Below are 26,148 nucleotides of genomic sequence, written 5' to 3' on the forward strand. Positions count from 1 at the left end.
AACCCTCTTTTGCTTTGACACGTCTTTCAACCAACCTTGGTCGTCTGCGTGACGGCCCCTTGAGGGAGGCATTCGAAATGAGACGGACTACGAAGTTCTTCACAGCAGCAATGGCGATCGCCGGCAGCCTGTTGGCGAGCACGGCGGCAATACATGCGCAGGAGAGCAGGAAGCCCAACATCCTGTTCATCATGGGTGACGACATCGGATGGATGCAGCCGAGCATCTATCACCAAGGTCTCGCGGTCGGTGAAACACCCAATATCGACCGCATCGGCCGGGAAGGGGCGAAGTTCATGACCTACTATGCCGAGCAGAGCTGCACGGCAGGGCGGACCGCGTTCATCACCGGCATGCAGCCGGTGCGCGTCGGCATGGTTCTGCCGGAGATTCCCGGAAGCCCGTCCTACCTGCGGGCCGGCACGCCTCACCTCGCCAAGTTCCTGTATGATCTCGGCTACTCGACAGGTGAATTCGGCAAGAACCATCTCGGAGATACCACCGAATCTCTGCCGACGGCACACGGGTTCCAGGAGTTTTGGGGCTACCTCTATCACCTCGACGCCATGCAGGGGGTGAGCTTCCCCGACATCAACAAGACCTCAACCGAGCAGGGGATCGCACCACCTTGCAGGAACACGCCGATTCCTGGGATAGCGGAAGACCCGGCGGCGGTGGACGCAAAAACCACGACCTGCCTGACACCGCCGCGTCCGATGCTTGCATGCAAATCGTCCGACGGATCCCCGGCGAACCAAAGCTGCAAGGATGAGGGCCCGCTGACGCTTGAGCGCTCCAAGACGATTGACGAAGAGATCTCAGGCAAGGTCATCGATTTCCTCGACAGGAACGACCCCGAGAAAACCAAAAAGCCGTTCTTCGTCTGGTACAACCCGGCCCGCATGCACATCACGACGGTGTTGCCCGACAAATATCTGAACATGGTCGGCGAGCCCGGCGGCAAGGACTGGGGCGTCAACGAAGCCGGCATGAAGCAGATGGACGACAACATCGGCTACGTCTTGAAAAGGCTCGAGGAGATGGGAGAACTCGACAACACCATCGTCGTCTTCACGACCGATAACGGCGCCGAGACGCTCACCTTCCCAGATGGCGGTACCACCCCGTTCAAGGGCGGAAAGCTCAGCACCTGGGAAGGCGGCATGCGTGCGCCGCTTGTGGTTCGTTGGCCGGGGCACATCGAGCCCGGTACGGTCAAGAACGACATCTTCTCGGCGCTCGACTGGCTGCCGACGTTTGTGAACATCGCAGGCGGTCCGAAGGGCGACGGGCTGAAGAAAGAGATCGAGGCGGGCAAGTATCCGGGGATCGTCAAGACCACGCTCGACGGGATCGATCAGCGCGACTTCCTGGAAGGCAAGTCTCCATCCGCCCGCGACAGTTTCTTGTACTATTCCGGCAAGGAGCCGTCGGCTGTCCGCTACAAGAACTGGAAGATGTACTTCGCCATGGTCTCCGACGATCCGGCTGGCTTCATTACCGGGGTGATGCCGTACGCCTGGACGCAGGTCGTCAACATCAAGCGCGATCCGTTCGAAACCTCGGTCGGACAACAGTTGAAGACGCTCTTCGGTACAGGCGGCGCCATCGCGTCACCGTCCACCGCCTATGTCTATGACTGGAACATCCTGCCCATCGGCCAGCAGTTGTGGCTGAAGCATCTCGAGACCTACATCGACTTCCCGCCGCTTCAGAACCCTGCAAGCTACAATCTGGAGCAGGTGATGCAGCAGGTCCGGGAGATGAAGACAGGTCACGATTGATGCGCGCAGTTGCGTAACGACGTCGGAGCGGACGCCCTTCGGGGCGTCCGCTCCATGCTTCACCTGTCAGGTCCTTGGGGCCGACTGAGGGCGGGACGATGAGCGATTTCATCCAAGCAGGTCGTGACGAACCACGCTGGCCTCCGGTGATAGGGATCCTGGCCGTGTTCGCCCTTTTGGAGGTGCTGCCGCACCACGTCTATGCCATGCCGCGATGGGTGTCATACGCGGTCCTAGTAGCAGCTATCGTTCCAATGATCATGGTAACGGTGTCGACGGACAACGCTGTGTGGCTACGAATCGAGCACGTCGCCATCATGCTGCTTGCCAGTGTCTACGCAGGCAATACGGCGGCCGAACTCGGAGATATGGTCGGGATCATCACCGTGCATCCGCCCGAGACGCGATCAGTGTCGCTGTTGACGTCGTCATTTACCATCTGGATCACCAACGTCCTCACCTTCTCGCTGCTCTACTGGCAGATCGACGCGGGCGGTCCCGCGCGCAGGATGGCAGGACGACCCGACTGGCTTTTCCCTCAGGCGTCGTGGAATCATCTGGGGCGTTGGCCCAGTGTTCCTGCTTCCCACAGCAACCGACGAGTCCCTCGGAAGCGGAAAGTGGGGTGCTGGTCCAACCGGCGTTGCTCTGAAGCAAGACGGGCCATGGACCTTCGGAATACTGGCCAACCACGTATGGTCGTTCGCGGGGCAGAGCGACCGGGCTGACGTCAGTTCGACATTCCTGCAACCCTTCATCTCGTATACAACGCACGAGGCCTGGACGTTCTCGTTGAACACCGAGAGTACATACGACTGGGAACACGATGACTGGTCGGTCCCGATTAACTTTCAGGTCTCAAAGGTAGTAAAGTTTGGCGAACAGCCTGTGAGCTTTGGCGTGGGTGCACGCTACTGGGCAGACTCGCCTGAAAACGGGCCGGACGGCTGGGGAGTTCGAGCAGTTGTCACGTTCTTGTTTCCGAAATAGCAAATGCTCGCTGACCAGTCTTTACCGGAAGGATTCTCGCGCAAGCACCCACATGCACAACATGGATAACAGGAAAGGAACAGCAACACCACGCGGGCAATCCAAACGCGAGCATCACCGACGCGGTAGGATTGGCGCAGAGGGCATCGTAAACTTAACGGCAAAGGGGACAGACCATGACGCCGGCCTATTTTGTCGGTTATGCCTGAGCGATTTTCTTCCACAGGTCCATCGCCCTGACGCTTCAAAAGCTTGCGCATGAGGCGCTTGGCCGCCTTGGCATTGCGGCGGCTTTGCACGAGAATTTCCGGCACAAACCCGTCCTGGTCGACGGCACGCCAGAGCCAATGCTTCTTGCCACGGATCGAAATGACGACCTCGTCGAGATTTGTCGCCGAGTTGACTGGATGAGCGACGACGGATGTCGTTGGCGAAGGTCCGCCCGAATTTTTCCGCCCACAGCCGGACCGTCCGATGCAAGACAATGATCTCACGCGAAGCCAGCATGTCCTCGACCATCGCAGGCTGAGAGGGAAGCGGAAATAAAGCCAAACGGCGTGGGCAATGATTTCAGCGGAAAGCGATGGCGGCGATAAAGCGGATCACGGGTCGTCATTGCCCGTCATCGCACATCGAATTCCACGTTTCGTTAAGTTGACGATGCCTCTCGCCTCTGCTGTGCTGACGAGATCGTCTTCGACGATGTCGCGGGAAGGCCAAGCACAAACGCGAGCAAGTCGGGGAAGTCGAAGTACAAACGCGAGCAAATCATAGATCGTCTGGACAGCGCTAGGCGGCGGTTGTAATTCGTGGTATCAAAACTCGCGTCGCTTTCGGCGCAAACTATCTTTCAGGCGAAAGGAGATCATCGCATTTCTGCATAAACTGGATGATTCAGCATTCCAAGTTCAATGAGGAGGATAGGTTATGAGTCGCATCTCGAGAGTTACTTTCGTGGCAGCGATATCTGTCTTTAGCATCTTTGGAGCCGCAGAACACAGTTTTAGCCAGGGAGCTGGTACGGAGTGGCCTAAAGACATCGAGCGAACAGTAAGCTCGTTCAACGGCGACGATATCGACATCAAATATTTGAACGCGGCTGCGGAACAAAACCAAGCTCAAACTTGGGTTCAGTTGGCAACCCCAGAACAGCGGGCTGGCCTAATTGAAGCCGTGCGCGCGAACAAGAGCCTGATGGAAAAGCTACGGGCCAAGAACGTGGAAATAGAGAACATCGGCGGGGCTATGGTGGCAGCCGATGGCGGCCTGACGATTTATGTCAGGTAGGTTGCCAAACGCAGAGGAGCGGGTTCTTGCAAATCCGCTTCTCTATTTGCATCGTCAACATAACGAAACGTGGAATTCGATGTGCGATGACGGGCAATGCCGACCCGTGATCCGCTTATCGCCGCCATCGCTTTCCGCTGAAAGCATTGCCCACGCCGTTTGGCGCTCTTCAATCCGACCGGCGGCTACGCCAGCTATATCGTGCCGGCCGCCTTCATCCTCATCCTGGAGCAGACGTTACTGATGGGGTCGGCGATCCTTGGCGGCCTCGCTTTCGAACAAGGCGGAAAAGCCGGGCGCCGCGGGCGCTCTCGGCCGACTGCTGTGATTGGTCAGGCGATTGCCCACCTGTTGCTAGTGCTGCCCAGTTTCGCGCTCTATCTGATATCCTGCCACGCATCTATGGCTTCTCGACCAACGGTCGCTTCTTCGACCTGGTGGCGCTCGCCGTTCCATTGACCTTGTCCGTGAGCTTTTTGGGCCAGTTCGTCGGCTCCTGGTTCAAGCGGCGCGAGACGGCGGTGCTGTTCTTCATCGCCATCAGCTTGCCGCTGTTCTTCCAGATTGGCGTCGCCTGGCCGATCGAGGCCATCCCCAATGCGATCCGCATTGCCAGCCTAGTATCACCGAGCACCGCGGCGATCGATGGTCTGGTACGCATCAACCAAATGGGCGCTTCGCTGCCCGACGTACGACGCAATTGGCAAAGCCTTTGGACGCTCGCCACCGTTTATGCGGTGCTCGCCGTGGCTTCGGCATGGTGGTCAAGAGGAGGGCAGGATGAACAGCAAAACAGCCGCGCCGTTTCGCTCGTCGCCAAGGGATCTGGCTGCCGCCAACTGCTCGACGACACCACCACACAGCTTGGCAAGGCACAGGCCGATGTCGACTTGAAACACGCGCAACTGACGGCGGCGAGTGCCGGGCCGACAAAGGAGGAGCTTGCGCTGGCCGACGCCAAGGTGGTGGCGGCGCAAGCAGCAGTCGCCGAGGCCCGGTCAGCCTTCGACAAGACGATGCTGAAGGCGCCTGTTGATGCGACGGTCCTCATCAAAATCGCGGAACGCGGAGAAGCCCTTTCACCAGGTGCCCCGGTCATGACACTCGAGCTCAAGGCAACAGGCAAGTCCCCATTCGCTCAGGCGGTTTGTCGTACATATCCTTAAAAAAACGCGGATCCTCGCCTATCCTCTTTCCACCAGGCGAATACAGGTTCATCATGTCATGGGCTTTCCCTTGACCTTCCTGCCCGTCGCTTGAACAACACGACCTGTTGGGTACATGGGATGCTTACCGCCTCTTAGTTGTTTCAGCAGGTCCGAGCCTGGAACTTGGCGTCGGTAAATTTTGGCGGTCAGACTTTGTAGGATGCTCAATTGGAGAGGTCCCATGATCCGCTTGTACAAGCCAATCGCAGCTCTCGCTTTTCTCTTGCTCACAGCAATCAGTTCGTCATGTACCACCGGTGGGCCGGGAGCCCGCTCGCTAAATGAACCTGCGAACCCCGCCTGCGCAGATGGCTTCACGCCCAAAGGCGGCGGTTCATGCGACTTTTGAGATCTGGGAAGGATGCAATGTCGCCTGCGGCTGCCGGATATTTGCGTTCGCGGAGGCGAATAGGCCGCCTGATCACGAACACCGGAACACCCCTCCGGGGCGCGGCGAATTTTATGCCCGAGCGGCGCGGCTCGGGCATCAACACAGCTTGCCCGGTTCGCCCGCGGCGGGCTTTGTCGTAGCCAGCGTTAGTGGGTGGCCGCCTGGAAAGGGGTTACCACCGTCGGCTCGTGCGGCGCACGTCGACCATGCGCCCATCCCTTTGACGGACCCCAAGAATCGCCGGGCGTTCGATCAACGTCATGCGGCGGACTACATCGTCATATCGGCAATCTTGTCCGATCAGCAACCCGGCATGACCGAGGTCGTGGCGAAGGTCGGCGGAGGCCGTATCCGCAGTGGCGAAGAACGCCGCTTTCTGGTGGCAAGCGAAGAATATGCCGGGCGAGGCCGCTTCGGCTTCGTCATCGATCTCACGCGTCACGCTGAATATGATGGGCCGTCATCCTTCATCGTTTGGCGAAACGGAGGGGATGGATCATGATCGATGTCCGCGCTTCGAAACCGCTGGCGGAAGCAATTGGCGCCGGGCGAGAGAAGTCGTCGAGCGAACACGCGGAACCCCGCAAGGGGGAGTTGTGAGCCCGATCCTGTCGAATCTCTTCATGCACGGTGCCGGTCAAGGACTGCATGCAGAACTCCAGAATTTCGTGCGTGCAGGCATTCCACCGCTCGAGGTACTGCGTATCGCCACCCAGCACAGCGCGTCGGCGGTGGGTGCGGGAGATCTCTTGGGCACCTTGGAAGCCGGCAAGCTAGCCGACATCGTCCTTCTCGATGAGGATCCGCTGGAAGACATTGCGAATGCACTGGCCATCTGGCGGATTGTTGCGGGCGGAAAGGTATTCGCGGAACCTCAGCCCACAGCAACGGCCGAAGAAGGTGTTGACCCCGAATTGCAACCTTGATCCGACATTTGTCGGATCGCGGCCGGGCGAAGCTATTACATGGCGATGCCGGGCAGCCGGCAATCGTGGGCTTGGAGCGGAAATCATCGAAGGCACTCACAATCGCGGCCGTTATCGGAGAGCTTGCTTTGCAGGCGTCAGTTTTTGCCTCCCTAGCACATCCGGGACGCTCATATCGTGACAAAGGCAGTTGGCAAGATCCTAGGTGACGCGTTGGTTGCGATAACGGCAGCGCAGGGCGGACCCGCGCTTGCCGATGAGGGGCGTCGGTTTCTGGCTGCCTGGGCACTACGGCAGAAGGGTCGGCGATCATTGTAGAATTCAAAGCGCCCGGTGTCCCGATGGACGACCACATCGGGGACCTGACTGAGTACGCACATTTGCTCGCCGCCAAGTCTAGCGGTAGACTGAAGCGGTTCTATTGCTACCTTATCGGGGACACGTTGAATCCACTACGGATGGGACCCGGCTGGACGCAGTTTCCGGTCGGCCTAGGCTGGTTCCAGTCCGGTGAGTTACGCGACCCGGTGTCGCGGCAACAACTCGGTGAAACCTATTCGGAGATATTGTTCTTTGACGACGTGGTGGATCGCGCGCAAAAGCGGATTGGCGTTTATAAGGATAAGCTGAACCTAAATTTCAGTAGCCAGAGTTAGCTCTCGGTGCCCGGAAATAACCGGGTCAGCGGTTCAGTCCGGTTCAAGACCAAGGTGTCTCGGACTATAACAGCTTTGCGCCCGCATTTCAGCCGTTCAGACACTATGGTCAGTGTCCCAAAAGCTGCCATCGAGCTGAGCGCCATAAAACTCAAAGACGACAGCAACGCCAGCCTGAAGTTACCTAAAGGCCGGAAGCCGAAAAACGAGCCTATAGTGAGCACTTCGGAAGCTGGTGGTACTTCCGACATTAAATCGACGGACATCCCCCGCTCTTAATTCCTAGATGTCGAAGCCGAGACGCCGAGCCATTTCGGCCGGTGGAGTAATCGGCCACCGCAACGAAAAATTCAAGCGCGACAAGTTGCATCTTTCACTACGCACCAAACAAATTGCCACTGTCGGAAGCACCCTCCGGGAACGCTCCACGTACCAGCACCAACAGGTGTCACCCGGCACTGCCGGGTGACAGATCGTCCGGCCGACGTTGGGTGAAGGCCGCGGTCCGGTCGATGGCGTCAAGACCTGATAAACGAGAGCAGGTCGGGGTTGAGGACATCTGCATGTGTGGTCAGCATGCCATGGGGGTAGCCCGGATAGGTCTTCAGCGACCCGTTCTTGAGCAGGTCGACCGCACGCGGCACGGAACTTGCAAAGGGGACGACTTGGTCGGCCTCGCCATGCATCACCAGCACCGGCACGGTGATCTTCTTGAGGTCTTCGGTATAATCTTCCAGCCAAGAGTCGACAGTCGCGTAGTGAGCCAGGGCACCACCGGCCATGCCCTGGCGCCACCAGTTCGCAATGATCGCCTCCGAAGGCTCGGCCCCGTCGAGGTTGTAACCGTAGAACGGGTTCTCAGGGACGAACCGGAAGAACTGCGACCGGTTGCCCAGCACGCCCGCGCGGATCGCTTCGAACCACTCCGGCGGCTGACCGGACGGGTTTTCCTCGCTCCGGTACATGTTCGGCGTCAGGGAAGCGACCAGTACCGCCTTCGCGACGCGCTCCGGGTGGCGGGCGACATAGCGAGCCACCTCACCGCCACCTGTGGAGTGGCCGATGTGGATCGCGTCGCGCAGGTTGAGGTGCTCGGTCAGGGCCGCGAGGTCGGCAACCCAGTGGTCCATGTCGTTGCCGGTGCCGGGCTGGTCGGACCGGCCGTGGCCGCGCCGGTCGTGGGCGATCACCCGGTAGCCGTGGCGAAGGAAGAAGGTCATCTGGGCGTCCCAGTCGTCCGCCGACAGCGGCCAGCCGTGGCTGAAAACGATCGGCTGGCCTGAGCCCCAGTCCTTGTAGAAGATGTTTACGCCGTCCGTGGTAGTGATTGTAGGCATCGAGTCGCTCCATCTGCCCTGTTAAACATTCCTTTTTGGACACAGTTGATTGCGAAATACCTCCGGTGAGGCGTGTTCGATCATATCCCAAAATTGCGACGTTGATTAAATCCCCTCTTTATCAACGACAAATACCTTGTACGTTCGAGCTATGCCTTCAAGGTATAGCGAGGACCCGATGGAACTGAGGCATTTGCGCTATTTTGTTGCTGTTGCGGAGGAGGGAAGCTTACTGACCGCAGCCGAGCGGCGGCTGCACACTTCTCAGCCCTCACTCAGCAGGCAAATTCGCGATCTGGAAACCGAAATCGGTGTAAAACTGCTGGAACGGCAGCCGCGCGGCGTGACGCTCACCGCCGCCGGTAAAGTGTTTCTTGATCACGCGCGGCTGGCGTTGTTGCAAGTCGAGGCGGCTGCGGAAGGGGCCCGGCGGGCAGAACGGCCGGAAAAGCAGTCGTTCGTTATCGGTTTTCTCGCAGGGCAAGAGGTCGTGTGGCTACCCCATGCATTGCGCATTATTCGTGAGGAAGCGCCGGAGGCTGAAATCATACTGTCCAGTCAGTCTTCCCCGGACCTTGCTCTGGCACTGATGCGAGGCAAGCTGGACGTCGCTTTCCTTCGCCCCGAGACGCAGAGTGTTGGTGTGTCCTTCAAGTTTTTAGCCAAGGAGCCACTGATCGCCGTACTGCCGGCGGACCATCGCTTGACGTCGCGCAAAAAGATCCGGCCGCAGGACCTTGCCCGCGAAACTTACGTCAGTTCGGCTAGAATTTCTCCCGTATTGCAATCCGTGATCCAAGATTACGCGTCGAACGTTGGGATCACACTCAAGGCAGAGTACGAAGGTGACGGCCTACCATCAGCAATGTCGCTCGTCGTGTCTACAGGTGGAATAACGCTTATTCCGCTTTATGCGCAAAATATGCTGACGCCAAATGTCGTTGCTAGAGCACTTGAGGGTGTGCCTCCGACAATTGATCTCACCTTAGGATACAACGATTCAAATTCCTCACCTTTGCTCCGCCGATTTTTGTCTCGTTCTGATGAATTAGTCGCCAACGTACAAAATCAGAGCATCATCCGCTATGCTGAAGTTCCATAGTAGAGATCAAGCTCATGCGATTTCTGCTTGTTGGCGTGCTCCCGAATTTGTTCAGCATTCTCGAATTTCGGGTATCGACCCACCACGAAGGTCGGGACGGCGCTGAGGATGCTCTGGCGAGGTTACAAGCGGTGTCGCCGTTGGTCGTCGTCGCGCGGGCTCTCAGAAATTTTTCGCAGAAAACTACGAAGCTTCGACAGAAACATCTCGGGCGGTTCAGCATAGTCGGCCTGGCGCGCAACCACGTCCCTGCGGTTCAGTTCCTGCCCTCTGCGAGCCAATACTTCTAGGCTCTTGACCAGATCCGGGCGCGCCGCAATAGCGTCCCCTACGCCCTTTCTGTCGAGGCGGTAAGCGGTCACGGGCGTCAATGCAGTAGCCGTTGCTGCGTAGGGTGTACCTGTGATCATGCCGATTGCCCCGAGGCTGCCACCAGGACCCAGTCGGAAGATTACTTCGGTCGAACCGGGCAGACCATCGGTGATCTCGACGGTGCCCGATGCCACGATGAAGAGCATTTTCGGATCGTCACCCCGCTTCATAAGCTGGTCCCCAGCGGCGAACCACACTTCGACCAGTTGGTCCGCTAAGAGACTTCGATCAGCATCGGCGAGGACTCCGAACCAATCTGACTCCTCGAGGAGGGTTACTGCGGTTGGAACTTGCAAGCGCCCTTGGATCGGGACGCCCGGAACGGCGAGCGCAATGCCTGCGTGGCGAAGATGGGATTGGATGTGGCCTAGCAGTTCGGTGCGGGCCTCGACGAACACTTCGATGCTGGGAATCGTAAAGCTGATGTCGTAGGCAACGCCATCGCCCTGAAGCTCGCTGCGGGCGACGCTTGGAGGCGGCGTCGCCGATAGCAACACGCAGGTTTTGACTGCCGCGTTCAGAACCGCCATGCAACGATCGGGCCGTTCGTTTGCTGCGACCTTCACTGTGATCGACACGCGGCGAACTTTCGTCGGCAAACTGTGGTTTACCAGACGCGCCTTCGCCATCACGCTGTTAGGGACGATCGCTACGTCCCCGTTCAGCGTGGCAATATGTGTGGAACGCCAGTTTACCTGCACGACGCGGCCTTCGATCCCGCCTTCCACCCAGACCAGATCGCCTGGACTATACGGGCGCTCTATCCCAACGGCGACCCCGGAGAATACGTCCGACAAGCTGCTCTGAAGTGCCAGGCCCAAGACGATCGCGATGACGCCGGAGGTGGCAAGAAGGCCACCTACCGGCACGGCAAAGACGAAATTGATAACGGCGAAGAGCGTCAGAAGATGGATGAGACCAGCCATCAGATCGGAAACGATCCGAGTTTCTCGCGGCTTAGTCTCGAAGACCACCAACAACCGGACAATGCCGATCGCGCATTGGGCGGCAGCGAGCCACCATCCGATCTCAATGAGTTGCTGCCACACTCGGTCGCCAGGCTGGGCGGCATCAAATTGCGGCGCAAGCGGCGAGCCTCCCATTTGCAGCACCGTATATGTGAGAGCGATGAACACAGCCACCCGCCACGCGGCTCTCGCCCAGAGCGGCCATCTTCGCGTGATCCACGGCACGATCATGGCGGCAAACAACAGCAGGGTTGCACTAATCTGGGCGGCTTCTGTTGTCATATGAACCCCATCGATAAAAGCCGCGGATGCGGGCTTTCGTAGCCACGAGCCAGGGCTATGTTGACATCGACCCCCCGCCGGAACAAGCGCTGGCGGCTTGCGAAAACCTCAGGCTTGGCTGCCGCCCTGACCATGGTGGCCAGAGCTCTTTATGTCCGCTTCTTAGTGTTAGTGTGCCCCTGGCGGACGGTCGGCTGTCGGCCCCAAATCAGTCATTCCAGGCAGGCCAAGTCCTTGGCTCGCCTACGAATCTGTCACAGAGGGAATTTGTAATAATAAGGTCGGTGGTTCCGATCCTTTCAAGACGGCCACTGTGAGCCTCTGAGTGATATGAAAATTTAAGCCGGGCACTTTCTCTTGATCGCCGGTTCCGATCCATTCAAGGCGAAGCCTATTGGAGGGGTCGCTGTCCGTTCCGGGCACGCGCCTGGGAGGGAATATCCACTTACCGAATTCTCCGGTCATCTTACGAAACGGAGTATTCCGGTTCCGTACAACAAAATGAATTTGTTAATGATTCCGCGTTTTTCTTCAAACGAAGGATCTCATGCTATGACTGTCACCCCGGGGTAAGTTCGCTCGTTTGTGGACGCCGACTACTTCGGAGGTGAGCGTTCCAATGGCCGGCTCCTGTTGTTGAAACGAGCCAGCGGAATGAATCCTGCTGATCAATTTACTCTACAGATTCTGGAGGGCATGATGTCTTCCTGTGTCGCCACACAGGAACCCGGCGATGAAACTGCGAGCCACCAACGCTCGGCCCATTTCCATAGAAGACACGATTTCTGTGGCCCGGCAACCGGCGGCGCTGCAGGGAGCGTGGACATTCGACTTTGAGACCGGTGAAATCTGGTGGTCGGAAGAAGTTTACGACCTTCACCGGCGGATAAATGGCGCTTCCATCGCCTCAGTTGAAAATAGTACCCGCACCACGCTGACGTCCTGGGTACAGGCAGTGGCTCCACGATTGATGACGGCAACCGCCAACGATCGATATGAGCTGGATATCGACATTGGGAGCGGTGACGGACCCGGAAGACCGTATGCCTTGTCTGCTTTGCCCATATGCAAGCGCGACCCATAACGAAATTGACCGGTGTGGTCGTTGAAAAGCCGGGGTTACGGAAGTAGCAGCCGTGATGACGTCGAACTTCGACCGTCGGGGTTCATCTCGTTTTCCTTTGAATCGATGACAGCTTTACGAGTGTCATCGCTGCCCGAATGCTCCCCGCTGGACACGAAGTCAAGCACCTTCTGCAGCGCAGATCCGCATGCTGTTCGCCTCCTGCGGCCGCGCCTTGAAACTTCTGATCGGCGGACCCGCTGCGCTTAAACCGTTCGACACTTAGGGCAGCCGTCCACGAGAAGACGGCGGCCGCGCCGAAAAGATCTGCTTCGATGGCGATTGGGCGGGCCTCGATCTTTCCGGCTTTTTTCGAAGAGGCGTCCGGGCACCGTTGGTAGCTGGGGTTCACGGTGCACCCATTATTTGGTGTGACCCCATCTTGAAGGGGCGAGCGTCCAGAACTCAAATGGGGTTGCCGATCTCGGCATTTTCGCCGAAGTCACCGCAGCGGGCGATGGGACGATGCTTGCCGGAGCTGCGCTTCTGCTCTCCCCTGGAATGGCGCGACGAACGCCACGTCCTTGAGCAGCAGGATGGGACGCCCGGCCAAATGAATGCGTCTATCGCCAAAACCGCTTGGCATCGAGGATGTCGTCCACCGAATCCTGCGCCTTGCCGATAAGGACGTCTTTGTCGGCATGGGACAGCACACTGTCGCGAGCCGGGTGGTCGGCCAGACCGTACTTCTCGAGGACATCGGGTCCGGTGGCGAGATCATTGAGCGCGCCCAAATCATCCTGAAGATCCGCCATGGCGGCGATGAACTTCTTGTGCCGCCGTGTCCCGCGCTCGCTGTCAAACAGAGAACCGAAGAATTCCGCAGCGTAACGAAGCTTCTTTGCGTCCTTTCGAACCTCGTGACGATGCTCGTCGTCGACCGCCGCCAGCGCCATGCCGTGCTTCTTCAGTTTCTTTCTCATCTTGTCGAGTGCCTCGGCGGCGAACTCCGACGCCGAGATGCCTGGCCGATCGTCGGTGGCTATCCATTCAAGGTATTCGCCGCACTGAAGCCAGTCATTGAAATCAAGCGCGAGCGCCCGAGCGCGCGACGAGTTCAGCGTCACGATCGCATCGTCGTACGCGTCTCTGCGAGCGTCTGTCAGCTTGCTGACCAGATCGGCGTCCTTAGCCTTCGCGAGCAGGACGTCGATGTTGCGGGCTTCGCCTAGTACGCCGGCCAGCCATCGCATCTCGGCGTTCAGTCGCCCTGGCTCCTCGCCCGACAGGATTGGCTTGAACAGCGAAAACGCCGAACGCAACCGCCGGAGCGCCACGCGAGCCTGGTGCACGGCTTCAGGATTGCGTCGATGCAGGAGGACGTCCTCATTGAGGCGGAACTGCCGGAAGCAGGACGAGGCGATCGTCTCGAAGGCTGCCACGGCCGGCATATTGCGGTCGAGATCGAGACCCTCCGCCTTGAAGACGGACCTCTGCTGATCAACGAGCGCGAATCCTTTTTCCGACTTGGAGCGGACGCCGAACCGGGACGGGACGATCCCGTCGACCTTGCGCGCGAGGATGAACAGGTCTCTTCGGTCGCCATCTTTCAGTTCGAGTTCGACTTCACGGATGGCCGATTGTCTGTCGCCGGACACGGCCTCGCCCTGATCGACCACGACCTCGATTAGCGACCCGTTCTCCTTCACGTTCCAGACGCGTCTTTCCACATCGACGTCGAATACCGGCTCTACGGCGAGGTCGCTCCCGAACTCGCTCAACAGCGGGTTCGAATGGTCGAGAACGGGTTCCTCCCCGTCGATGGGAGTTTCCCATTCCGACCGCGCAAACAGGGACTTGCTGGGTCCGGTGGCTTTCACCGTCTGCATGCGGGCGGCCCCGCTTCGCCGGATGCGGAGTGAGAAGCCTTCCTGGAAGAGCCTGCGCTCGACGGTGTCGAAGTAGGTCGACGACTGCTCCAGAATCTTCTCGGGTTCGCCGAGAAGGTCGGAACCAAGAAGAGACTCCAAGGCTTCGGTTGACAGTTCAAGCTTGATAAGGCTTCGGTTGACAGTTCAAGCTTGATTTCGATTTCGGACGACAAGGTGGACTCCGACTGTTAAGGGGACGGTCGTCAACGTTGAGGCTGCTGTCACAAACTGATGTTACACCGATTTATCAACGCGTCCTATGTTTCGAGCTCCATGAAGGCGATGCTTGAGGAAGAACACCGAACTGCTGCAGGTGCCAGTCCCTTCGCGCGCGACGTCCGACAGGCAGGTGCCATCTGTTATCGGCGAAACAAGAACGGCGACCTCAGGATTCTGATGGTCGGAAGCCGCCGAAACGGACGATGGGGCGTTCCCAAGGGACACCTCGATCCTGGCGAAACAACCGCGGCAGCAGCGCTGCGCGAAGCCTTCGAGGAAGCCGGCGTCGAAGGCTTGGTCGCTCCCGAAGTCTTCGGTTCGTTCTCGTATCGGAAGGACAGTACACCCCATCAGTATCAGGTCTCGGTTCATCTACTCGAGGTCTCCCGCATGGCCACGGAGTTCCCTGAAAAGGCAATGCGGAAGCAGAAGTGGTTCCCGCTGAAGATTGCCATTCGAGACGTCGCCCAGCCGGGGCTGCGGACGCTCCTTCAACGCCTGCGGTAGACACCAAGCCAGTCAGGGCGAGGTGAGGGAGGCTGAGACGCGCTCTCGCTCTGTGACCACACGTCATCTTGCTACAAACGTGCCAAACTTGTAGCAACGCCTGGCCGGGTCGCCGGCGCTGGATCTTTAGGAGCGCACCAAAGCATCATGGACGCCGAACATCGTCTCGCGACGTATGGAAGCCTTGCGCCCGGCGAGGTCAATCACGGACAGCTCGACGGCCTTCGCGGCACCTGGCGAAAAGGCACCGTCCGTGGCCGACTTCTCGAGGCCGGATGGGGAGCGGGGTTTGGCTTTCCCGGTCTCGTGCTTGATGACGAAGCCTTCGAAGTCCCTGTTTCAGTATTCGAATCGCCGGACCTTCCTGAACACTGGAAGCGTCTCGACGAGTTCGAGGGCGACAGCTATCAGCGTGTCGTCGCCAAGGTCACGGTTGGAGGCCAGCAGGTTGAAGCATTCGTCTACGCATTGGCGAAGATGACCTAACTGAGCGGTTCATTCTGTCGAACTGACATCGTCCTCTCCGGCATTCAGCATCGCGGCCAATGCTCCGCAGCCCGATCTCGAGTTGATCTAACAAGCGGCTGGGCCGGTGTTGAGCCTCGTTGTCCACTTCGCTACGCTGCGACTTCCCTAATCGCTTGCGCAAAGACGGGCAACGAGCGCTCGACCATCACATCGTTCGCGGTGAGGCTGATCCGCAGGCGGCCGGGCAACTGCGCGACGCTCCCCGGCAGAACCCAGACGATCGCGTCGCCGCTCGAGGGCGGTAAGATCGATGCAGAGTTTCTCAAGATCGGGCATGGCCCGCTGGAGGTTCGACCCGTATGGTCGAAGGTCTTAGGGCAGCAGGCTACGATCTACCGGTGCCCGAAGGCACCTTCTATCTGGTTCCGCGGTCTCCGATCCCGGACGACATGGCATTCGCGGCGCGCCTTGCGGCCGACGGCGGGTCGCCTTTCCGGGTGCCGCCTCGGTGAATCCGCTTTCCAATCACGTCGGATGCGCCTGAAGGGCTGCCAAAGCGGACGATTCCGCCTTCTTCTTCAGCTTGCGGAGAACTGGGGTTTTCTCGGCAGGGTTCTCCTCTTCGTCGGGATCGATCGCCGAGCCAACCTCATCCATTCGGTGCTTTATCGCGAGCGCGTAGATGGTGTTCAGGATATTCGGATCCCTTACATGAGGATCTGTAAGCGCCAGAAGCGAGGCACGCACAATCTTCTTGCTGGTCGCTTGGGGACAACGGTTCAATACGAAATCGTAAAGCCCCTTGCCGGAAAGACCTTCTGTGGCGCCATCCAAAAGCGCTTCATAAACTCGTTTCCGCTTCTCACTCATGCTTCGCCTCCTCTTGAACTTGTCGCGGCAAACTCTGTCATAAAAACGTCATATGCAACAGACTGCAGCGCGCAATAGGGGCTGAGGAAGGACATCACAGAGCATCACGTGATATCGATGCAATCGCTATCTTCGAATTATAGGCCCACAGAAGCCCGTGGGCCCACATCCGGTGTTGGAGGGCGCCTGCGCGGTTAAGTCGCCAATCGCGCTCCTGGGGCTCCCTCGTCCGGCTCGCTGACCTCACCAAGTGCGGTGACGATATCATCCGGCGATGTAACACCCGAGCTGACCAGCATTATGGCGTTATTTAACTCAACGCGGCCGCGTTCGCTGTTGGGATCGACGTGGTTTGCTTGCAGCCAGCGATTGAGCGCGGATGTTACGAGCTCTATTTCTTCGTCGGTGTATGAAAGTAGATCGAAAAGAGACATAGCGACGCTCTCCGATGGCATACGACGACCGATAAAGGAATATTTTACGCCGTACTGGCGTCACCTGCCAAGGGCATCCTCTAGGCTGCAGACGAACGTCGGAGGGCAATTCCCGCTCTCGTGCGGCGGCTTAAACGCTCCCATCCTCACCGCCTCGGCATGGCCGTCCCATGGCGTCACTTGGGTGCATTGCTGCTTCATCTTCTTCACCAGAAGCATCGTTGAACTCAGTGAAAATAGACTTGAATTAAAGAACGAACGTTCGTATATAAATTAGCAAAGGAGCTTGTTCATGGCCCGCGAAAGAAAGATATCACGCGACGACATCCTCGATGCGACCGAGCGCGTCGTGCTCCGGCTGGGCGCGAGCGCTCTGTCGATCGACGCCGTCGCGCAGGAGGCGGGCGTCAGCAAGTCGAGGGTCGTGTACGACCACAAGTCAAAGAGCGCCTTGCTCGAAGCGTTGATCGACCGTCACCTCAACAAGGAGATGGCCCGCGTCCAAGCGGCGATCGCGGACAACGCCACTTCTCCTCATCCGGAGCTGTTCGGCAGGATTGCAGTCGCCGAACCCGAGTTCGATGATCTCGATCGCGCCGTCGCGATGGCCATCAGCGCCGCCATGTCCAACGAGGAGAAGCTTCAGAAGCGGCTTCGCGAGTGGACGGCCGAAGACATTCGAGCCGTTACAGATACCGAGCGGCCGCAGGCTGGCCTTCTCGCGTACCTAGCCCTCACGGGCTTCTATTGGAACGAACTCGCCGGCTTCTACCAGTGGAGCGGGGAAGAGCGAAAGAAGCTCCTCGACGGCATCAGGACCATCTTCACGTCCTACCCGGAACCAGATTGACGGCGCACGTGCCGATCGCATCAAAGGACATCACATGAGCAATATGACCCTTCACGTCACGAGGGCGGGAATGATCGCTACAGTACTCGCCGCAACGCTTCTCGGGCCTGCGCAAGCACAGGAAGGCGGCGAAATGCCTCCCGCTGCCGTCGGCGTCGCGACGCTGACTGGCCATGACATCCCGGTCATGAGCGAGCTGCCGGGGCGGATCGCTGCCACACGCGTTTCCGAGGTTCGCGCACGCGTTTCCGGCATCCTACAGGAGCGCGTCTTCGAGCAGGGGACGCTTGTCAAGGAGGGGGACGTCCTCTACCGGATCGATCCGCGTCTGTTCACCGTCCGCGTTGCCAGCGCGGAAGCTTCTCTGCAGAGGGCCATGGCGACGCAGGCCAACGCCCGACAACAGCTCGAGCGGCAGGCAAACCTCAAGGAACGCAACGTTGCGAGCGGGGTCGAGTACGATGCAGCCGCCGTCGCGGTCGCCCAGGCCGACGCCGACGTCGCGCTCGCCGAAGCTGCCTTGGACGAGGCCAAGATCAATCTCGAATACACTGAGGTCCGCGCTCCGATAACGGGCGTCATCGGCGGCGCCTTGGTCACCGAAGGGGCTCTCGTCACGGCGGATGGTTCATCGAACCTTGCACTCATCCAGCAGATCGATCCCGTCTACGCCGACTTCACGCAATCGGCGCAAGAGCTTCTTGCGTTGAAGCGGGCCGTCGCAGACGGCAGGCTCGCAAGCCCCGCTCCCGGACAGGCGCGTGTCGAACTCGTCTTCGACGACGGAACCGTCTATGCATCTCCTGGCAAGCTTCTCTTCTCGAGCGCCAGCGTGGATTCCACGACCGGACAGGTCACTCTTCGCGCCGAATTTCCAAATACCAAAGGCGACCTTCTGCCCGGCATGTATGTCCGGGTTCGCATCGAGCAGGCCGTCCGCAGGGACGCGCTTTCCGTCCCGCAGCGCGCGGTCGTTCGAACGCGGGAGGGGCAGGCTCAAGTCTACGTCGTCGGGAAGGGCGATCTCGCAGAGGCACGCGATGTCCAATTGGGTCACTCGCAGGACTCGGAGTGGGTCGTGGAGGCCGGGCTGAAGGAGGGCGACAAGGTCGTCGTCGACGGTGTCCAGAAGGTTCAGCCGGGCGCGAAGGTCGCTCCGGAGGCGTGGAAGCCGGAAAATGCCTCCGCCGATCAAAACAACGAAGCCGAGAAGGCCGCGAAGTAGGTTCCCATGGCACAGTTCTTTATCAGCCGCCCCATCCTGGCGTGGGTAATTGCGATCTTCATTACGGTGGCGGGCATCATCGCGCTACCGTTCATTCCGATCGCGCAATATCCTAAGGTCGCTCCGCCGCAGCTCACAATCTCAACGTCGTATCCTGGTGCATCGCCGGAAGAAATCTATCAGGGTGTCACGCGTCTGATCGAGGAAGAACTCAACGGTGTTGAGGGCCTGATGTATTTCGAGTCGACCTCGGATACATCGAGCGCCGTCAGCATCAACGCAACCTTTGCAGCCGGCTCGGATATCGATCAGGCATCCGTGGACGTGCAGAACGCTATCCGCCGCGTTGAATCCCGACTTCCTCAAGCTGTGACGTCGCAAGGTGTGACGGTCGAAGAAGCGTCGTCGGGCTTCCTGATGCTCGTTTCTCTCACGTCGACCGATGGCAAGCTGGACGAGGTCGCTCTCGGCGACTACCTCAACCGAAATGTCCTTGGTGAATTGCGAAGGATCGATGGCGTTGGACGCGCGCAGTTGTTTGCTGCCCAGAGAGCAATGCGCGTCTGGATCGACCCGGACAAGATGGTGGGCCTCAACCTGACGGCTCAGGATATCAATAGTGCAATCACCATGCAGAACGCCCAGGTGGCGGCGGGCCAGATCGGCGCGGCTCCGAATCCGGTCAGCCAAGACCTGACCGCGACCGTGCTCGTGAAGGGCCAGCTCACCGATATCAACGAGTTCGGCAACATTGTTCTGCGTGCCAATCCAGACGGTTCTTCCGTGCGCCTGAAGGACGTTGCCCGCGTCGAAGCGGGCGCTGAGAACTACAACTTCTCCAGCCGCCTGAATGGCCAGCCGAGTGCTGCCGTCGGCATTCAGCTTTCCTCCACGGGTAACGCGGTGGCGACATCCACGGCCGTGAACGCCAAGATGCAGGAACTTTCGCGATTCTTCCCATCTGGCGTCGAATATTCGGTACCATACGACACGAGCCCATTCGTATCGGCGTCGATCGAGAAGGTGTTGCACACACTCCTCGAAGCGATGGCGCTGGTCTTCATCGTAATGTTCGTCTTCCTCCAAAACTTCCGCTACACGGTCATCCCAACGCTCGTCGTCCCGGTTGCTCTGCTCGGAACATGCGCGATCATGCTAGCGACGGGGTTTTCGATCAACGTTCTGACGATGTTCGCCATGGTGCTGGCCATCGGTATTCTCGTCGACGACGCGATCGTCGTGGTCGAGAACGTCGAACGCATCATGGCGGAAGAGGGGCTCTCGCCAAAGGCGGCGACCCGAAAGGCGATGTCGCAGATCACCGGAGCGATCCTCGGTATTACGCTCGTGCTTGCCTCCGTCTTCATCCCGATGGCGTTCTTTCCTGGCTCCACGGGTATCATCTACCGTCAGTTTAGCCTGACGATGGTCGTCTCGATCCTGTTTTCGGCTTTCCTGGCGCTGTCTCTGACGCCTGCCCTGTGCGCCACCTTCCTCAAGCCGATCCCCAAGGGCCACCACGAGAAGAAAGGCCTCGGCGGCTGGTTCAACCGCAAATTCGACGGTTTGACGTCCGGTTACTCGAAGACGGTGACAGGGATGGCGAAGCGCTCCGGCCGGATGATGGTCGTCTACCTCGCACTCGTCGCAGGTCTCGGCTATCTCTTCATCAACCTCCCGAGCGGCTTCGTACCCAATGAGGACCAGGGTTACCTTCTTGTCGACGTGCAGGGTCCTCCGGAGGCCAGCGCCAACCGTACGCTGGCGTCGATCAAGCAGATCGAGGCAATCTTCAAGGCGGAACCTGCGCCTCCCCTCTGGCAAACCATCATCGCAGCACGGGCCGTTACAGCATCGGCGATGCCATAGCGGCTGGCCATGTCGGCGAAGCGATCAATCTGTGCTTCGTTGTCAAGGGCCCTCAGTTCCGCCAAGTCGCGGCTAAGCAGCACCGACAACGAATTGCTTGTCTCTGTTTTCAGGGCGAGCAGCTTCAGATCGTTCGCTGTCTTTTGCGACATTTCGTATGCGCGCTCAGCTTCAACCCATTCTTTGCCGCAAAGCAGTTTGAAAAAGTGCTGTTCCAAGCGCTCGACAACGCGCTCCCGGCGAATGCTTGCCAGAGGCCCTGCAAGCCCTGCAGACCGCCATCGCGCGAGGTGGGCTTGCGTCTGCTGCAATGCGTCCGCTCCTCGCGGGAAGCCTTGCTCGTCCGGCTCGGGCGCGAGTTCTGAGAAATCCGCGGCCTGCGGAATGCTCACGGCCAGCGTCTCCTGAACATCGCCGTATTCAAGGAGAAATAGGCCGCCGGGTTTGGCCGGTTCAAAACCTTCGTGCAATTGCTCCGAAATCAGTGTGACCGGCACGCAGGGATGTGTGAACGGATAAAAGGCGACGACCACCCGTCCTTTCGCTTGGTGTTCGTCGATGAGCCGCACCTGCGTTGTTCGACCGCTGGTGTGCCAGACCAGTCGAACCGGTCTCACGTCCCGACGCAGTGAGACGAGGTGGGATCCCAAATCCTCGCTTTCAATGATCAGATTTGCGCTTGATGCCGTAAGATAGGCCCAGGGAGATGACCAGCGACGAAGGAACTGCCCGCAGTGACGAGCCCAAACATCCTCGCCGCATGGCAAACTAGCCTCCATGATGAGCTCGCTCGCCAGTTCTGAGCCACCAGCATCCAGCAATTGGACGCAGACCTTAACGGCGTATCCTTGTGGACCAGCAATACTGAGACGGATCTTTTCTTCGAAGAGCTCGTCGAGACTTGGCTCTACCGGAGTGACCATCGGCACCATGCCTCGAAATCCGGTGGTTCCGGGGCTCCATGCGACCGGCGAAGCGATGCCGATTTCGATTTTAGCCGTTGAAGACGCAAATTGACCATCCTCGGTTGCCACCTGCGCCTCGACGAGCATCCTATGAATGCCTAGGCCGAGATTGGTCAGCGCGAGGAAGATTGGAGTCCCCGCCTCAATGTCGAGGAATTCGACTGGCGCTCCGCCATCCAGGGAGACGACAGCCTTACGGATATCGTGATCTGCGCCAATCCCGAATGAGGCAACCTCACCCTCGAAGTATTCCGCCCGGCTTTGCCCGTCCCAGCGCCGGGCAGGAAGCCCCGCCGGCCAGACGGAAATCGTCCGGCTCACATCCAGGCCAGCAGCTTTGAAGACCTTGTAATCGGCATGGGCAATTTGCGAAGGCAAATCAAGCTCGAGGCCATGGCAATTTGCGCAACGGATTTCGGCCGTTGTACTGAACGGCAAGCCAGCCAGTGGGGATGCAGAGATCGCGAGGTATCGTTTGCCAGGGCGAAGTGTTCGAGTTGTGCTTTCTCGGGCTCGGCCGTCGGATGCGATTTCGAACAGCCAGATTGGACCATTGGTCATGCGGACGTCGGACGCGATCAATCTGTCGACGGTGGGATTTTCTTTTTCAAAACGGACCAATGGCCCATCGGAATTTGGCCAAGACGTCAGCACACGTCGTTGCCCCTCCGACAGCAACCAACCCGCCGGTCGGAACCCCTCGGCACCTTCGATGGCGCATCGCGTCGTCCGCAAATGGCGATCGATATCGACCGATAGATCGGCCAATGGACGAAAAGACGGAAATTGAGCGACGACGAGCCAGCCATGTTCCTCGGCGCGCAGCAAAGCAATCGATGGCTTTAGGCGTGGGGACGCTCCGCAGATGGTGTGTTGTTCGGCCCATCGGCGTTGGTGTCGACCGACGAAGGGGCGGACCAGTTTCCGTAATGACCGACGCCTTTGATACGCGCCCGCGCGATGACGCGGCGCGCATCAACGAGCCATGCTCTGGCGCTTTGGCCCTTCTCAAGATCGTCGACAATACGCGCAAGTGTCCCCGGAAGGATCATGTCGCTTGGCGCCACCGTCGGGCTCCCTAGAAGCGCGGTTGCGATCCGGCCGACCATTTCCTCTTGTTGTAAGAAATTGCGAAAGCGTGAACTGCCCTCTCCTCTCGCGCCGATATAGCGACCGATCGCGGCAGGCGCCTCGTCCAACCGGCCGGCGAGGGCAAAACGCAAATAGTAGAGAGTGTGCGCCAGTTGCGTTTGCAGATCCTTTGGAAGGATCGCATGGGTGATGGGCCAGGCGATAATGGAAAACTGACTTGCCCACGCGCCGCGCGGCACGAACCCCTGATATCGTCGATGAAACCTCTTGAAGGCGTCGCGGAGCCAATGGCGTTGGTAATGGTGGCGCCAGTAAGGCGTTTGGCTTTCGAAGTTTGTCCAGTAATCCTGACCATCAAAGTCGTAGCCAAGTTCGGCGCCGTAAACGACCCAAGCAAGCCAATCGGGTAGAAAAAATGCCCGGTTGCGCGACTGCGTGTGGAGATAGTCAGATAAGCACCGGAATTCTTCCGGTGTCAGCCCATGTTCCAGGGCAAAGACCGGCGCTCCGGAGCCCTGTCGACCGGTACGCAAGGTTTCGAAATGTTTGTCCAGGCGTTCGCCCCAGCCTCCGGACAATTTGCTCAGCCCTTACTTGAAATCCGTCTGGCTTCAACAAAACCGACGATACTAAAACAACTGAGAGGCAATTCGGACTACCCACAGCCGAATCGCAAATCCTGACCAGCAGTTGATCGTTTAACTTTGGGAAGCGCAACTCAGGATGTTTCTATCTCGCTAAAATAATCGATGCGCGCCACCCATGGCAACCTCGAGCGCGCCGGAAACGAGGTGTCGTCTGGCACTTAAACGGGGTCTTCCTCACTTTGTGTGGAGCTTCGCGATATCAATTTGCCTCATCCGCGCTCTGAGAAGCTCTGGACCCGCTTTACCGTACATTGCGCGCTTGATCGTCTTTAGTCGGTTGATCTGACCCTCCGCCTGACCGTTGCTCCAGGGCAAGTCGAGCGCCGAGTTTGGTTGGTGGCGGAGCCACAGCCAGGCGAGTTCGACCATCGTCGCTCGCAGACGTGGATTCCCTGCCTTCGAGACACCTTGATCACGGTTGACGTTACCGCTCTGCCAAGGCGACGGAGCTAGTCCCGCGTAGGCAGCGACCTGACGCCGGTTGTCGAAGTGTCTAAACAAACCTTCCGAGTAGATGATCGTCGCGAACTCAGGACCTATTCCTCTGATCCCCAAAAGTGCGGTAGCTCTTGCCGGCGTATCGGCTGTCTCGCAGGCTATCAAAGCATCTCGTTCTGCTTCTACAGCCTTGATTTGTGTGAGCAATAATTCGAGGCGATCGAGTTCTCGGTAGATTTCGGCCTTTAGGTGTTTTGATAGCATCCGGCCATCACCAGTGCGGGCTTCATCCAGTCGCTGGCGGCGATCGCGACGCAGAGGTTCGTATTCTCGTATTCCTTGCGTGAAGAGCAGCCCCTTTATGCGATTGACGTGGAAGACACGTTCCGCAATCAGGGTTTTCCGCTCCCGCCCGAGCCTGCGAATGTCTTCCTCATCCGGCGAAAGCAATTTGACCATTGAGCAAGCACGCGGCTCACCGCGTTTCCAAGCCATCAAAGCGCGTATCAATGTTTCGCCATCGATGCGATCCGTCTTTGCGCGGCGATGACGGCGAGGCATGGCAATGGACGCGGCCTCCACAATATGGCTCTCGATCCAGGTTTCCTTGCTGAGCACTCGCCCCAGCCAGAAACCATCAAGTCCGGCCTCCTGGATCACCACCAGCGGATAAAGCCTGTCCTTACGCCGTTCAGCTTTCTGGCGAAGGGTGGCAAAGCACGAGAACAAGCCAGCGATGTCTCCCCCAGTGATATGGCGAGACATCTTTTCGCTTCCCGGCGACAGAGCGGTCACGAGCCAGGTCGATTTGCTCAATTCCAACGAGACGAAAATTGCGCCAAGATCGACGGGGGTAGCGGTCTGTGCTTGAGTTTGATCTGCTGTCATCGGCATGTTCAGCCTCCAGAGAGGTTTCTAGCGACTTCACTCTGCCACGGTGCAGGGCCGCTACTCACCCCTGATGGGATCTCAAGAGCAAATTGGACAGCCGGACAATTCGCACTGGAAGCTTGGTCTTAAAGCAGGGGCGGTGCTTGATTAGGCGCCGCTAGCTGAGGCCTTCGCCATAAGGAGTGCACGGGCTCGGTCTTTGGCGCTATCCATCGGTGTCATTGCCATGTCGTGTCTATCTCGCAAGGATCTCGCAACTATATCGCGTTATGGTCACGGCTCATGAGCGAAGCAGTATTCAACGGCGATCGGCCGATTCAATCCCAAGGTGAAGATCTGTTCGGCTTTGCGGCCCTTGCCGACCGCATTGCCGAATCCTTGACGTCTCAAGCTGCAAACAAAGGGTTTGTATTCGGCCTCGAAGGGAAATGGGGTTCCGGCAAATCCAGTCTGCTGTCGCTCACGCTTCTGCGGCTGCGCGATATGGACCGGACGAAGGTTGCGGCCGTGGAGTTTCGGCCTTGGTTGATAGGGGACCGCGATCAGTTGCTGACGGCGCTTTTCGAAGACCTGGCCAAAGCGATCGCCGAGCTTCAACACGCCTCCGGAGATGCCACCGGCACGACCAAACAGGCCGCCGAGGATGTCGTCGAGCAAGTCAAGAGTTTTGCCCGGCATCTGGGGCCGGTTGGCAAGCTTGCCGGCGTCGCAGGCCTGTTCGTGCCCGGTGCGTCGGTTATTGGCGACGTGCTTGAAAAAGTCGCCACAGCCGCTGCGGTGCAGACGGAGGGGCCAACCCTGGTCGCTCAGAAGGAGAAGCTGGCCAAAGCTCTTCTCGATCTCGATTGTCGAATTGTCGTTGCGATTGACGATGTCGATCGTCTTGAGCCGAAGGAAGTCGCCGAGCTGCTTCGGCTGGTCCGCTCCGTCGCGGATTTCCCGAACGTTTCCTATCTCCTTTGTTATGACGGGCTGACGTTGGCGCGCGCCATTGAAACCGGAACGGGGGTATCGAGCGGAACGGCATATCTGGAAAAGATTGTGCAGACCGAGGTGCTGTCCCAAGACCGGAGTCTTTCGCGCTCAGACGCTGGCTCTCCAAAGAGCTGGAGGCATTCGTCACGTGTGACGAAGCGCGGGTCCCACTATTGCAACAGGTCATCGACGAGACGGGGGGCCGCGTTCTCAAGAACCCCCGCGCGGTTGTCCGGGTCCTGGACAGCTTGAGGGTCTTTTGGCCAAGTCTTGCCGGGCGTGTCGACGTACCGGATTTGGTTTGGCTTCGGCTGGTCGCGGTTGGGTCGCCCAATTTCTATCGGTGGCTGGAGGACTATCTGGTGACGTTCGCAGCTGTGACGAGTGGCCGTAGTCATGTC

The 26,148-nt window shown here is 58.8% G+C and carries 23 protein-coding genes and 4 pseudogenes; 17 read left to right on the forward strand and 10 right to left on the reverse strand.

Translation table 11 applies throughout. The annotated features are described in order from the left end of the window. Positions 1–110: 110 nt before the first annotated feature. Positions 111–1,784 carry an arylsulfatase gene (locus ACSQ9D_RS22960; protein ID WP_436283831.1) on the forward strand — a complete coding sequence of 558 codons (1,674 nt, stop codon included), beginning with the start codon at positions 111–113 and terminating at the stop codon, positions 1,782–1,784. A gap of 549 nt (positions 1,785–2,333) precedes the next feature. Next, positions 2,334–2,774, forward strand: a pseudogene (locus ACSQ9D_RS22965) (transporter); the annotation flags it as partial. A 188-nt stretch (positions 2,775–2,962) separates the two neighbouring features. On the opposite strand, the pseudogene ACSQ9D_RS22970 reads toward ACSQ9D_RS22965, so the two are convergent. Continuing rightward, positions 2,963–3,390, reverse strand: a pseudogene (locus ACSQ9D_RS22970) (IS6 family transposase); the annotation flags it as partial. A gap of 311 nt (positions 3,391–3,701) precedes the next feature. Between ACSQ9D_RS22970 and ACSQ9D_RS22975 the strand changes: the two are divergent. From ACSQ9D_RS22975 to ACSQ9D_RS23000, 6 genes are all read left to right on the forward strand, one after another. Then, positions 3,702–4,061, forward strand: a complete 360-nt coding sequence (locus ACSQ9D_RS22975) for a hypothetical protein (protein WP_436284254.1) — start codon at positions 3,702–3,704, stop codon at positions 4,059–4,061. A gap of 159 nt (positions 4,062–4,220) precedes the next feature. Further along, complete coding sequence (locus tag ACSQ9D_RS22980; RefSeq protein ID WP_436284255.1) at positions 4,221–4,520, forward strand: hypothetical protein; 300 nt, start codon at positions 4,221–4,223, stop codon at positions 4,518–4,520. Then, entirely contained in the window at positions 4,499–5,227 is a 729-nt protein-coding gene (locus tag ACSQ9D_RS22985) for an ABC transporter permease (protein WP_436284256.1), read from the forward strand. The genes ACSQ9D_RS22980 and ACSQ9D_RS22985 overlap by 22 nt, the downstream gene beginning before the upstream one ends. Positions 5,228–5,973: 746 nt before the next feature. Next, the gene (locus ACSQ9D_RS22990) at positions 5,974–6,162 is read left to right on the forward strand and encodes a hypothetical protein (RefSeq protein ID WP_436284257.1); all 189 of its coding nucleotides are present in this window, start codon (positions 5,974–5,976) and stop codon (positions 6,160–6,162) included. Between the two features lie 94 nt (positions 6,163–6,256). Then, positions 6,257–6,586, forward strand: a complete 330-nt coding sequence (locus tag ACSQ9D_RS22995) for an amidohydrolase family protein (protein ID WP_436284258.1) — start codon at positions 6,257–6,259, stop codon at positions 6,584–6,586. Positions 6,587–6,927: 341 nt separating this feature from the next. Next, positions 6,928–7,242: a hypothetical protein gene (locus ACSQ9D_RS23000; RefSeq protein WP_436284259.1), complete on the forward strand. Its 315-nt coding sequence runs from the start codon at positions 6,928–6,930 to the stop codon at positions 7,240–7,242. A gap of 518 nt (positions 7,243–7,760) precedes the next feature. On the opposite strand, the gene ACSQ9D_RS23005 is transcribed toward ACSQ9D_RS23000, so the two are convergent. Then, the gene (locus ACSQ9D_RS23005) at positions 7,761–8,579 is read right to left on the reverse strand and encodes an alpha/beta fold hydrolase (protein ID WP_283073181.1); all 819 of its coding nucleotides are present in this window, start codon (positions 8,577–8,579) and stop codon (positions 7,761–7,763) included. 178 nt (positions 8,580–8,757) lie between these two features. Between ACSQ9D_RS23005 and ACSQ9D_RS23010 the strand changes: the two genes are divergently transcribed. Further along, positions 8,758–9,681 (forward strand): LysR family transcriptional regulator, encoded by a 924-nt coding sequence (locus ACSQ9D_RS23010; RefSeq protein WP_436284260.1) that lies wholly within the window; start codon positions 8,758–8,760, stop codon positions 9,679–9,681. A 122-nt stretch (positions 9,682–9,803) separates the two neighbouring features. On the opposite strand, the gene ACSQ9D_RS23015 is transcribed toward ACSQ9D_RS23010, so the two are convergent. Then, positions 9,804–11,264, reverse strand: coding sequence for a cyclic nucleotide-binding domain-containing protein (locus ACSQ9D_RS23015; protein ID WP_436284261.1), 1,461 nt, complete (start codon positions 11,262–11,264; stop codon positions 9,804–9,806). A gap of 772 nt (positions 11,265–12,036) precedes the next feature. On the opposite strand from ACSQ9D_RS23015, the gene ACSQ9D_RS23020 reads away from it, so the two are divergent. Then, a complete protein-coding gene (locus ACSQ9D_RS23020) occupies positions 12,037–12,387 on the forward strand; it encodes a hypothetical protein (protein WP_436284262.1) in 351 nt (116 codons plus the stop codon). 602 nt (positions 12,388–12,989) lie between these two features. Here ACSQ9D_RS23020 and ACSQ9D_RS23025 read toward each other — a convergent pair. Beyond that, complete coding sequence (locus ACSQ9D_RS23025) at positions 12,990–14,423, reverse strand: CHAD domain-containing protein (RefSeq protein WP_436285146.1); 1,434 nt, start codon at positions 14,421–14,423, stop codon at positions 12,990–12,992. A gap of 147 nt (positions 14,424–14,570) precedes the next feature. Here ACSQ9D_RS23025 and ACSQ9D_RS23030 point away from each other — a divergent pair, with 147 nt between their 5' ends. Both ACSQ9D_RS23030 and ACSQ9D_RS23035 read left to right on the forward strand, forming a co-directional pair. After that, a complete protein-coding gene (locus ACSQ9D_RS23030; RefSeq protein WP_436284263.1) occupies positions 14,571–15,023 on the forward strand; it encodes an NUDIX hydrolase in 453 nt (150 codons plus the stop codon). Between the two features lie 147 nt (positions 15,024–15,170). Next, positions 15,171–15,509 carry a gamma-glutamylcyclotransferase family protein gene (locus ACSQ9D_RS23035; RefSeq protein WP_436284264.1) on the forward strand — a complete coding sequence of 113 codons (339 nt, stop codon included), beginning with the start codon at positions 15,171–15,173 and terminating at the stop codon, positions 15,507–15,509. 131 nt (positions 15,510–15,640) lie between these two features. Here ACSQ9D_RS23035 and ACSQ9D_RS23040 read toward each other — a convergent pair whose 3' ends face one another. After that, positions 15,641–15,817, reverse strand: a complete 177-nt coding sequence (locus ACSQ9D_RS23040; protein WP_436284265.1) for a hypothetical protein — start codon at positions 15,815–15,817, stop codon at positions 15,641–15,643. A 33-nt stretch (positions 15,818–15,850) separates the two neighbouring features. Between ACSQ9D_RS23040 and ACSQ9D_RS23045 the strand changes: the two genes are divergently transcribed. Next, positions 15,851–16,003 carry a hypothetical protein gene (locus ACSQ9D_RS23045; RefSeq protein WP_436284266.1) on the forward strand — a complete coding sequence of 51 codons (153 nt, stop codon included), beginning with the start codon at positions 15,851–15,853 and terminating at the stop codon, positions 16,001–16,003. Positions 16,004–16,016: 13 nt separating this feature from the next. Here the strand turns inward: ACSQ9D_RS23045 and ACSQ9D_RS23050 are convergent, their stop codons facing one another. Both ACSQ9D_RS23050 and ACSQ9D_RS23055 read right to left on the reverse strand, forming a co-directional pair. Then, positions 16,017–16,361, reverse strand: coding sequence for a hypothetical protein (locus ACSQ9D_RS23050; protein WP_436284267.1), 345 nt, complete (start codon positions 16,359–16,361; stop codon positions 16,017–16,019). A 194-nt stretch (positions 16,362–16,555) separates the two neighbouring features. Continuing rightward, entirely contained in the window at positions 16,556–16,795 is a 240-nt protein-coding gene (locus ACSQ9D_RS23055) for a hypothetical protein (protein WP_436284268.1), read from the reverse strand. A 292-nt stretch (positions 16,796–17,087) separates the two neighbouring features. Between ACSQ9D_RS23055 and ACSQ9D_RS23060 the strand changes: the two genes are divergently transcribed. The 3 genes and pseudogenes from ACSQ9D_RS23060 to ACSQ9D_RS23070 all read left to right on the forward strand — a co-directional run. Then, on the forward strand, positions 17,088–17,645 hold the full coding sequence (locus ACSQ9D_RS23060) for a TetR/AcrR family transcriptional regulator (protein WP_436284269.1): 558 nt from the start codon (positions 17,088–17,090) through the stop codon (positions 17,643–17,645). 70 nt (positions 17,646–17,715) lie between these two features. Next, positions 17,716–18,870: an efflux RND transporter periplasmic adaptor subunit gene (locus tag ACSQ9D_RS23065; protein ID WP_436285147.1), complete on the forward strand. Its 1,155-nt coding sequence runs from the start codon at positions 17,716–17,718 to the stop codon at positions 18,868–18,870. Positions 18,871–18,876: 6 nt separating this feature from the next. Next, positions 18,877–20,679 (forward strand): annotated as a pseudogene (locus ACSQ9D_RS23070) (efflux RND transporter permease subunit); the annotation flags it as partial. On the opposite strand, the gene ACSQ9D_RS23075 reads toward ACSQ9D_RS23070, so the two are convergent. The 3 genes and pseudogenes from ACSQ9D_RS23075 to ACSQ9D_RS23085 all read right to left on the reverse strand — a co-directional run. Continuing rightward, positions 20,580–21,671: a hypothetical protein gene (locus ACSQ9D_RS23075; RefSeq protein ID WP_436284270.1), complete on the reverse strand. Its 1,092-nt coding sequence runs from the start codon at positions 21,669–21,671 to the stop codon at positions 20,580–20,582. The pseudogene ACSQ9D_RS23070 and the gene ACSQ9D_RS23075 sit on opposite strands and share 100 nt — an antisense overlap. 875 nt (positions 21,672–22,546) lie before the next feature. Then, positions 22,547–23,374: a hypothetical protein gene (locus ACSQ9D_RS23080; protein ID WP_436284271.1), complete on the reverse strand. Its 828-nt coding sequence runs from the start codon at positions 23,372–23,374 to the stop codon at positions 22,547–22,549. A gap of 336 nt (positions 23,375–23,710) precedes the next feature. After that, positions 23,711–24,775, reverse strand: a pseudogene (locus ACSQ9D_RS23085) (IS110 family transposase); the annotation flags it as partial. 279 nt (positions 24,776–25,054) lie between these two features. Between ACSQ9D_RS23085 and ACSQ9D_RS23090 the strand changes: the two are divergent. Then, on the forward strand, positions 25,055–25,999 hold the full coding sequence (locus ACSQ9D_RS23090; protein ID WP_436284272.1) for a KAP family P-loop NTPase fold protein: 945 nt from the start codon (positions 25,055–25,057) through the stop codon (positions 25,997–25,999). Positions 26,000–26,148: the final 149 nt, after the last annotated feature.

It is taken from the genome of Rhizobium sp. LjRoot258 (assembly GCF_964254185.1).
Classification (GTDB): domain Bacteria; phylum Pseudomonadota; class Alphaproteobacteria; order Rhizobiales; family Rhizobiaceae; genus Rhizobium.

Coding starts and splice junctions, on each gene's coding strand:
- ACSQ9D_RS22960 (WP_436283831.1), top strand. CDS start 111: ATGGCGATCGCCGGCAGCCTGTTGGCGAGCACGGCGGCAATACATGCG.
- ACSQ9D_RS22975 (WP_436284254.1), top strand. CDS start 3,702: ATGAGTCGCATCTCGAGAGTTACTTTCGTGGCAGCGATATCTGTCTTT.
- ACSQ9D_RS22990 (WP_436284257.1), top strand. CDS start 5,974: ATGACCGAGGTCGTGGCGAAGGTCGGCGGAGGCCGTATCCGCAGTGGC.
- ACSQ9D_RS23000 (WP_436284259.1), top strand. CDS start 6,928: ATGGACGACCACATCGGGGACCTGACTGAGTACGCACATTTGCTCGCC.
- ACSQ9D_RS23005 (WP_283073181.1), bottom strand. CDS start 8,579: ATGCCTACAATCACTACCACGGACGGCGTAAACATCTTCTACAAGGAC.
- ACSQ9D_RS23010 (WP_436284260.1), top strand. CDS start 8,758: ATGGAACTGAGGCATTTGCGCTATTTTGTTGCTGTTGCGGAGGAGGGA.
- ACSQ9D_RS23020 (WP_436284262.1), top strand. CDS start 12,037: ATGAAACTGCGAGCCACCAACGCTCGGCCCATTTCCATAGAAGACACG.
- ACSQ9D_RS23030 (WP_436284263.1), top strand. CDS start 14,571: ATGAAGGCGATGCTTGAGGAAGAACACCGAACTGCTGCAGGTGCCAGT.
- ACSQ9D_RS23035 (WP_436284264.1), top strand. CDS start 15,171: ATGGACGCCGAACATCGTCTCGCGACGTATGGAAGCCTTGCGCCCGGC.
- ACSQ9D_RS23045 (WP_436284266.1), top strand. CDS start 15,851: ATGGTCGAAGGTCTTAGGGCAGCAGGCTACGATCTACCGGTGCCCGAA.
- ACSQ9D_RS23050 (WP_436284267.1), bottom strand. CDS start 16,361: ATGAGTGAGAAGCGGAAACGAGTTTATGAAGCGCTTTTGGATGGCGCC.
- ACSQ9D_RS23055 (WP_436284268.1), bottom strand. CDS start 16,795: ATGTCTCTTTTCGATCTACTTTCATACACCGACGAAGAAATAGAGCTC.
- ACSQ9D_RS23060 (WP_436284269.1), top strand. CDS start 17,088: ATGGCCCGCGAAAGAAAGATATCACGCGACGACATCCTCGATGCGACC.
- ACSQ9D_RS23065 (WP_436285147.1), top strand. CDS start 17,716: ATGATCGCTACAGTACTCGCCGCAACGCTTCTCGGGCCTGCGCAAGCA.
- ACSQ9D_RS23075 (WP_436284270.1), bottom strand. CDS start 21,671: ATGGTGCCGATGGTCACTCCGGTAGAGCCAAGTCTCGACGAGCTCTTC.
- ACSQ9D_RS23090 (WP_436284272.1), top strand. CDS start 25,055: ATGAGCGAAGCAGTATTCAACGGCGATCGGCCGATTCAATCCCAAGGT.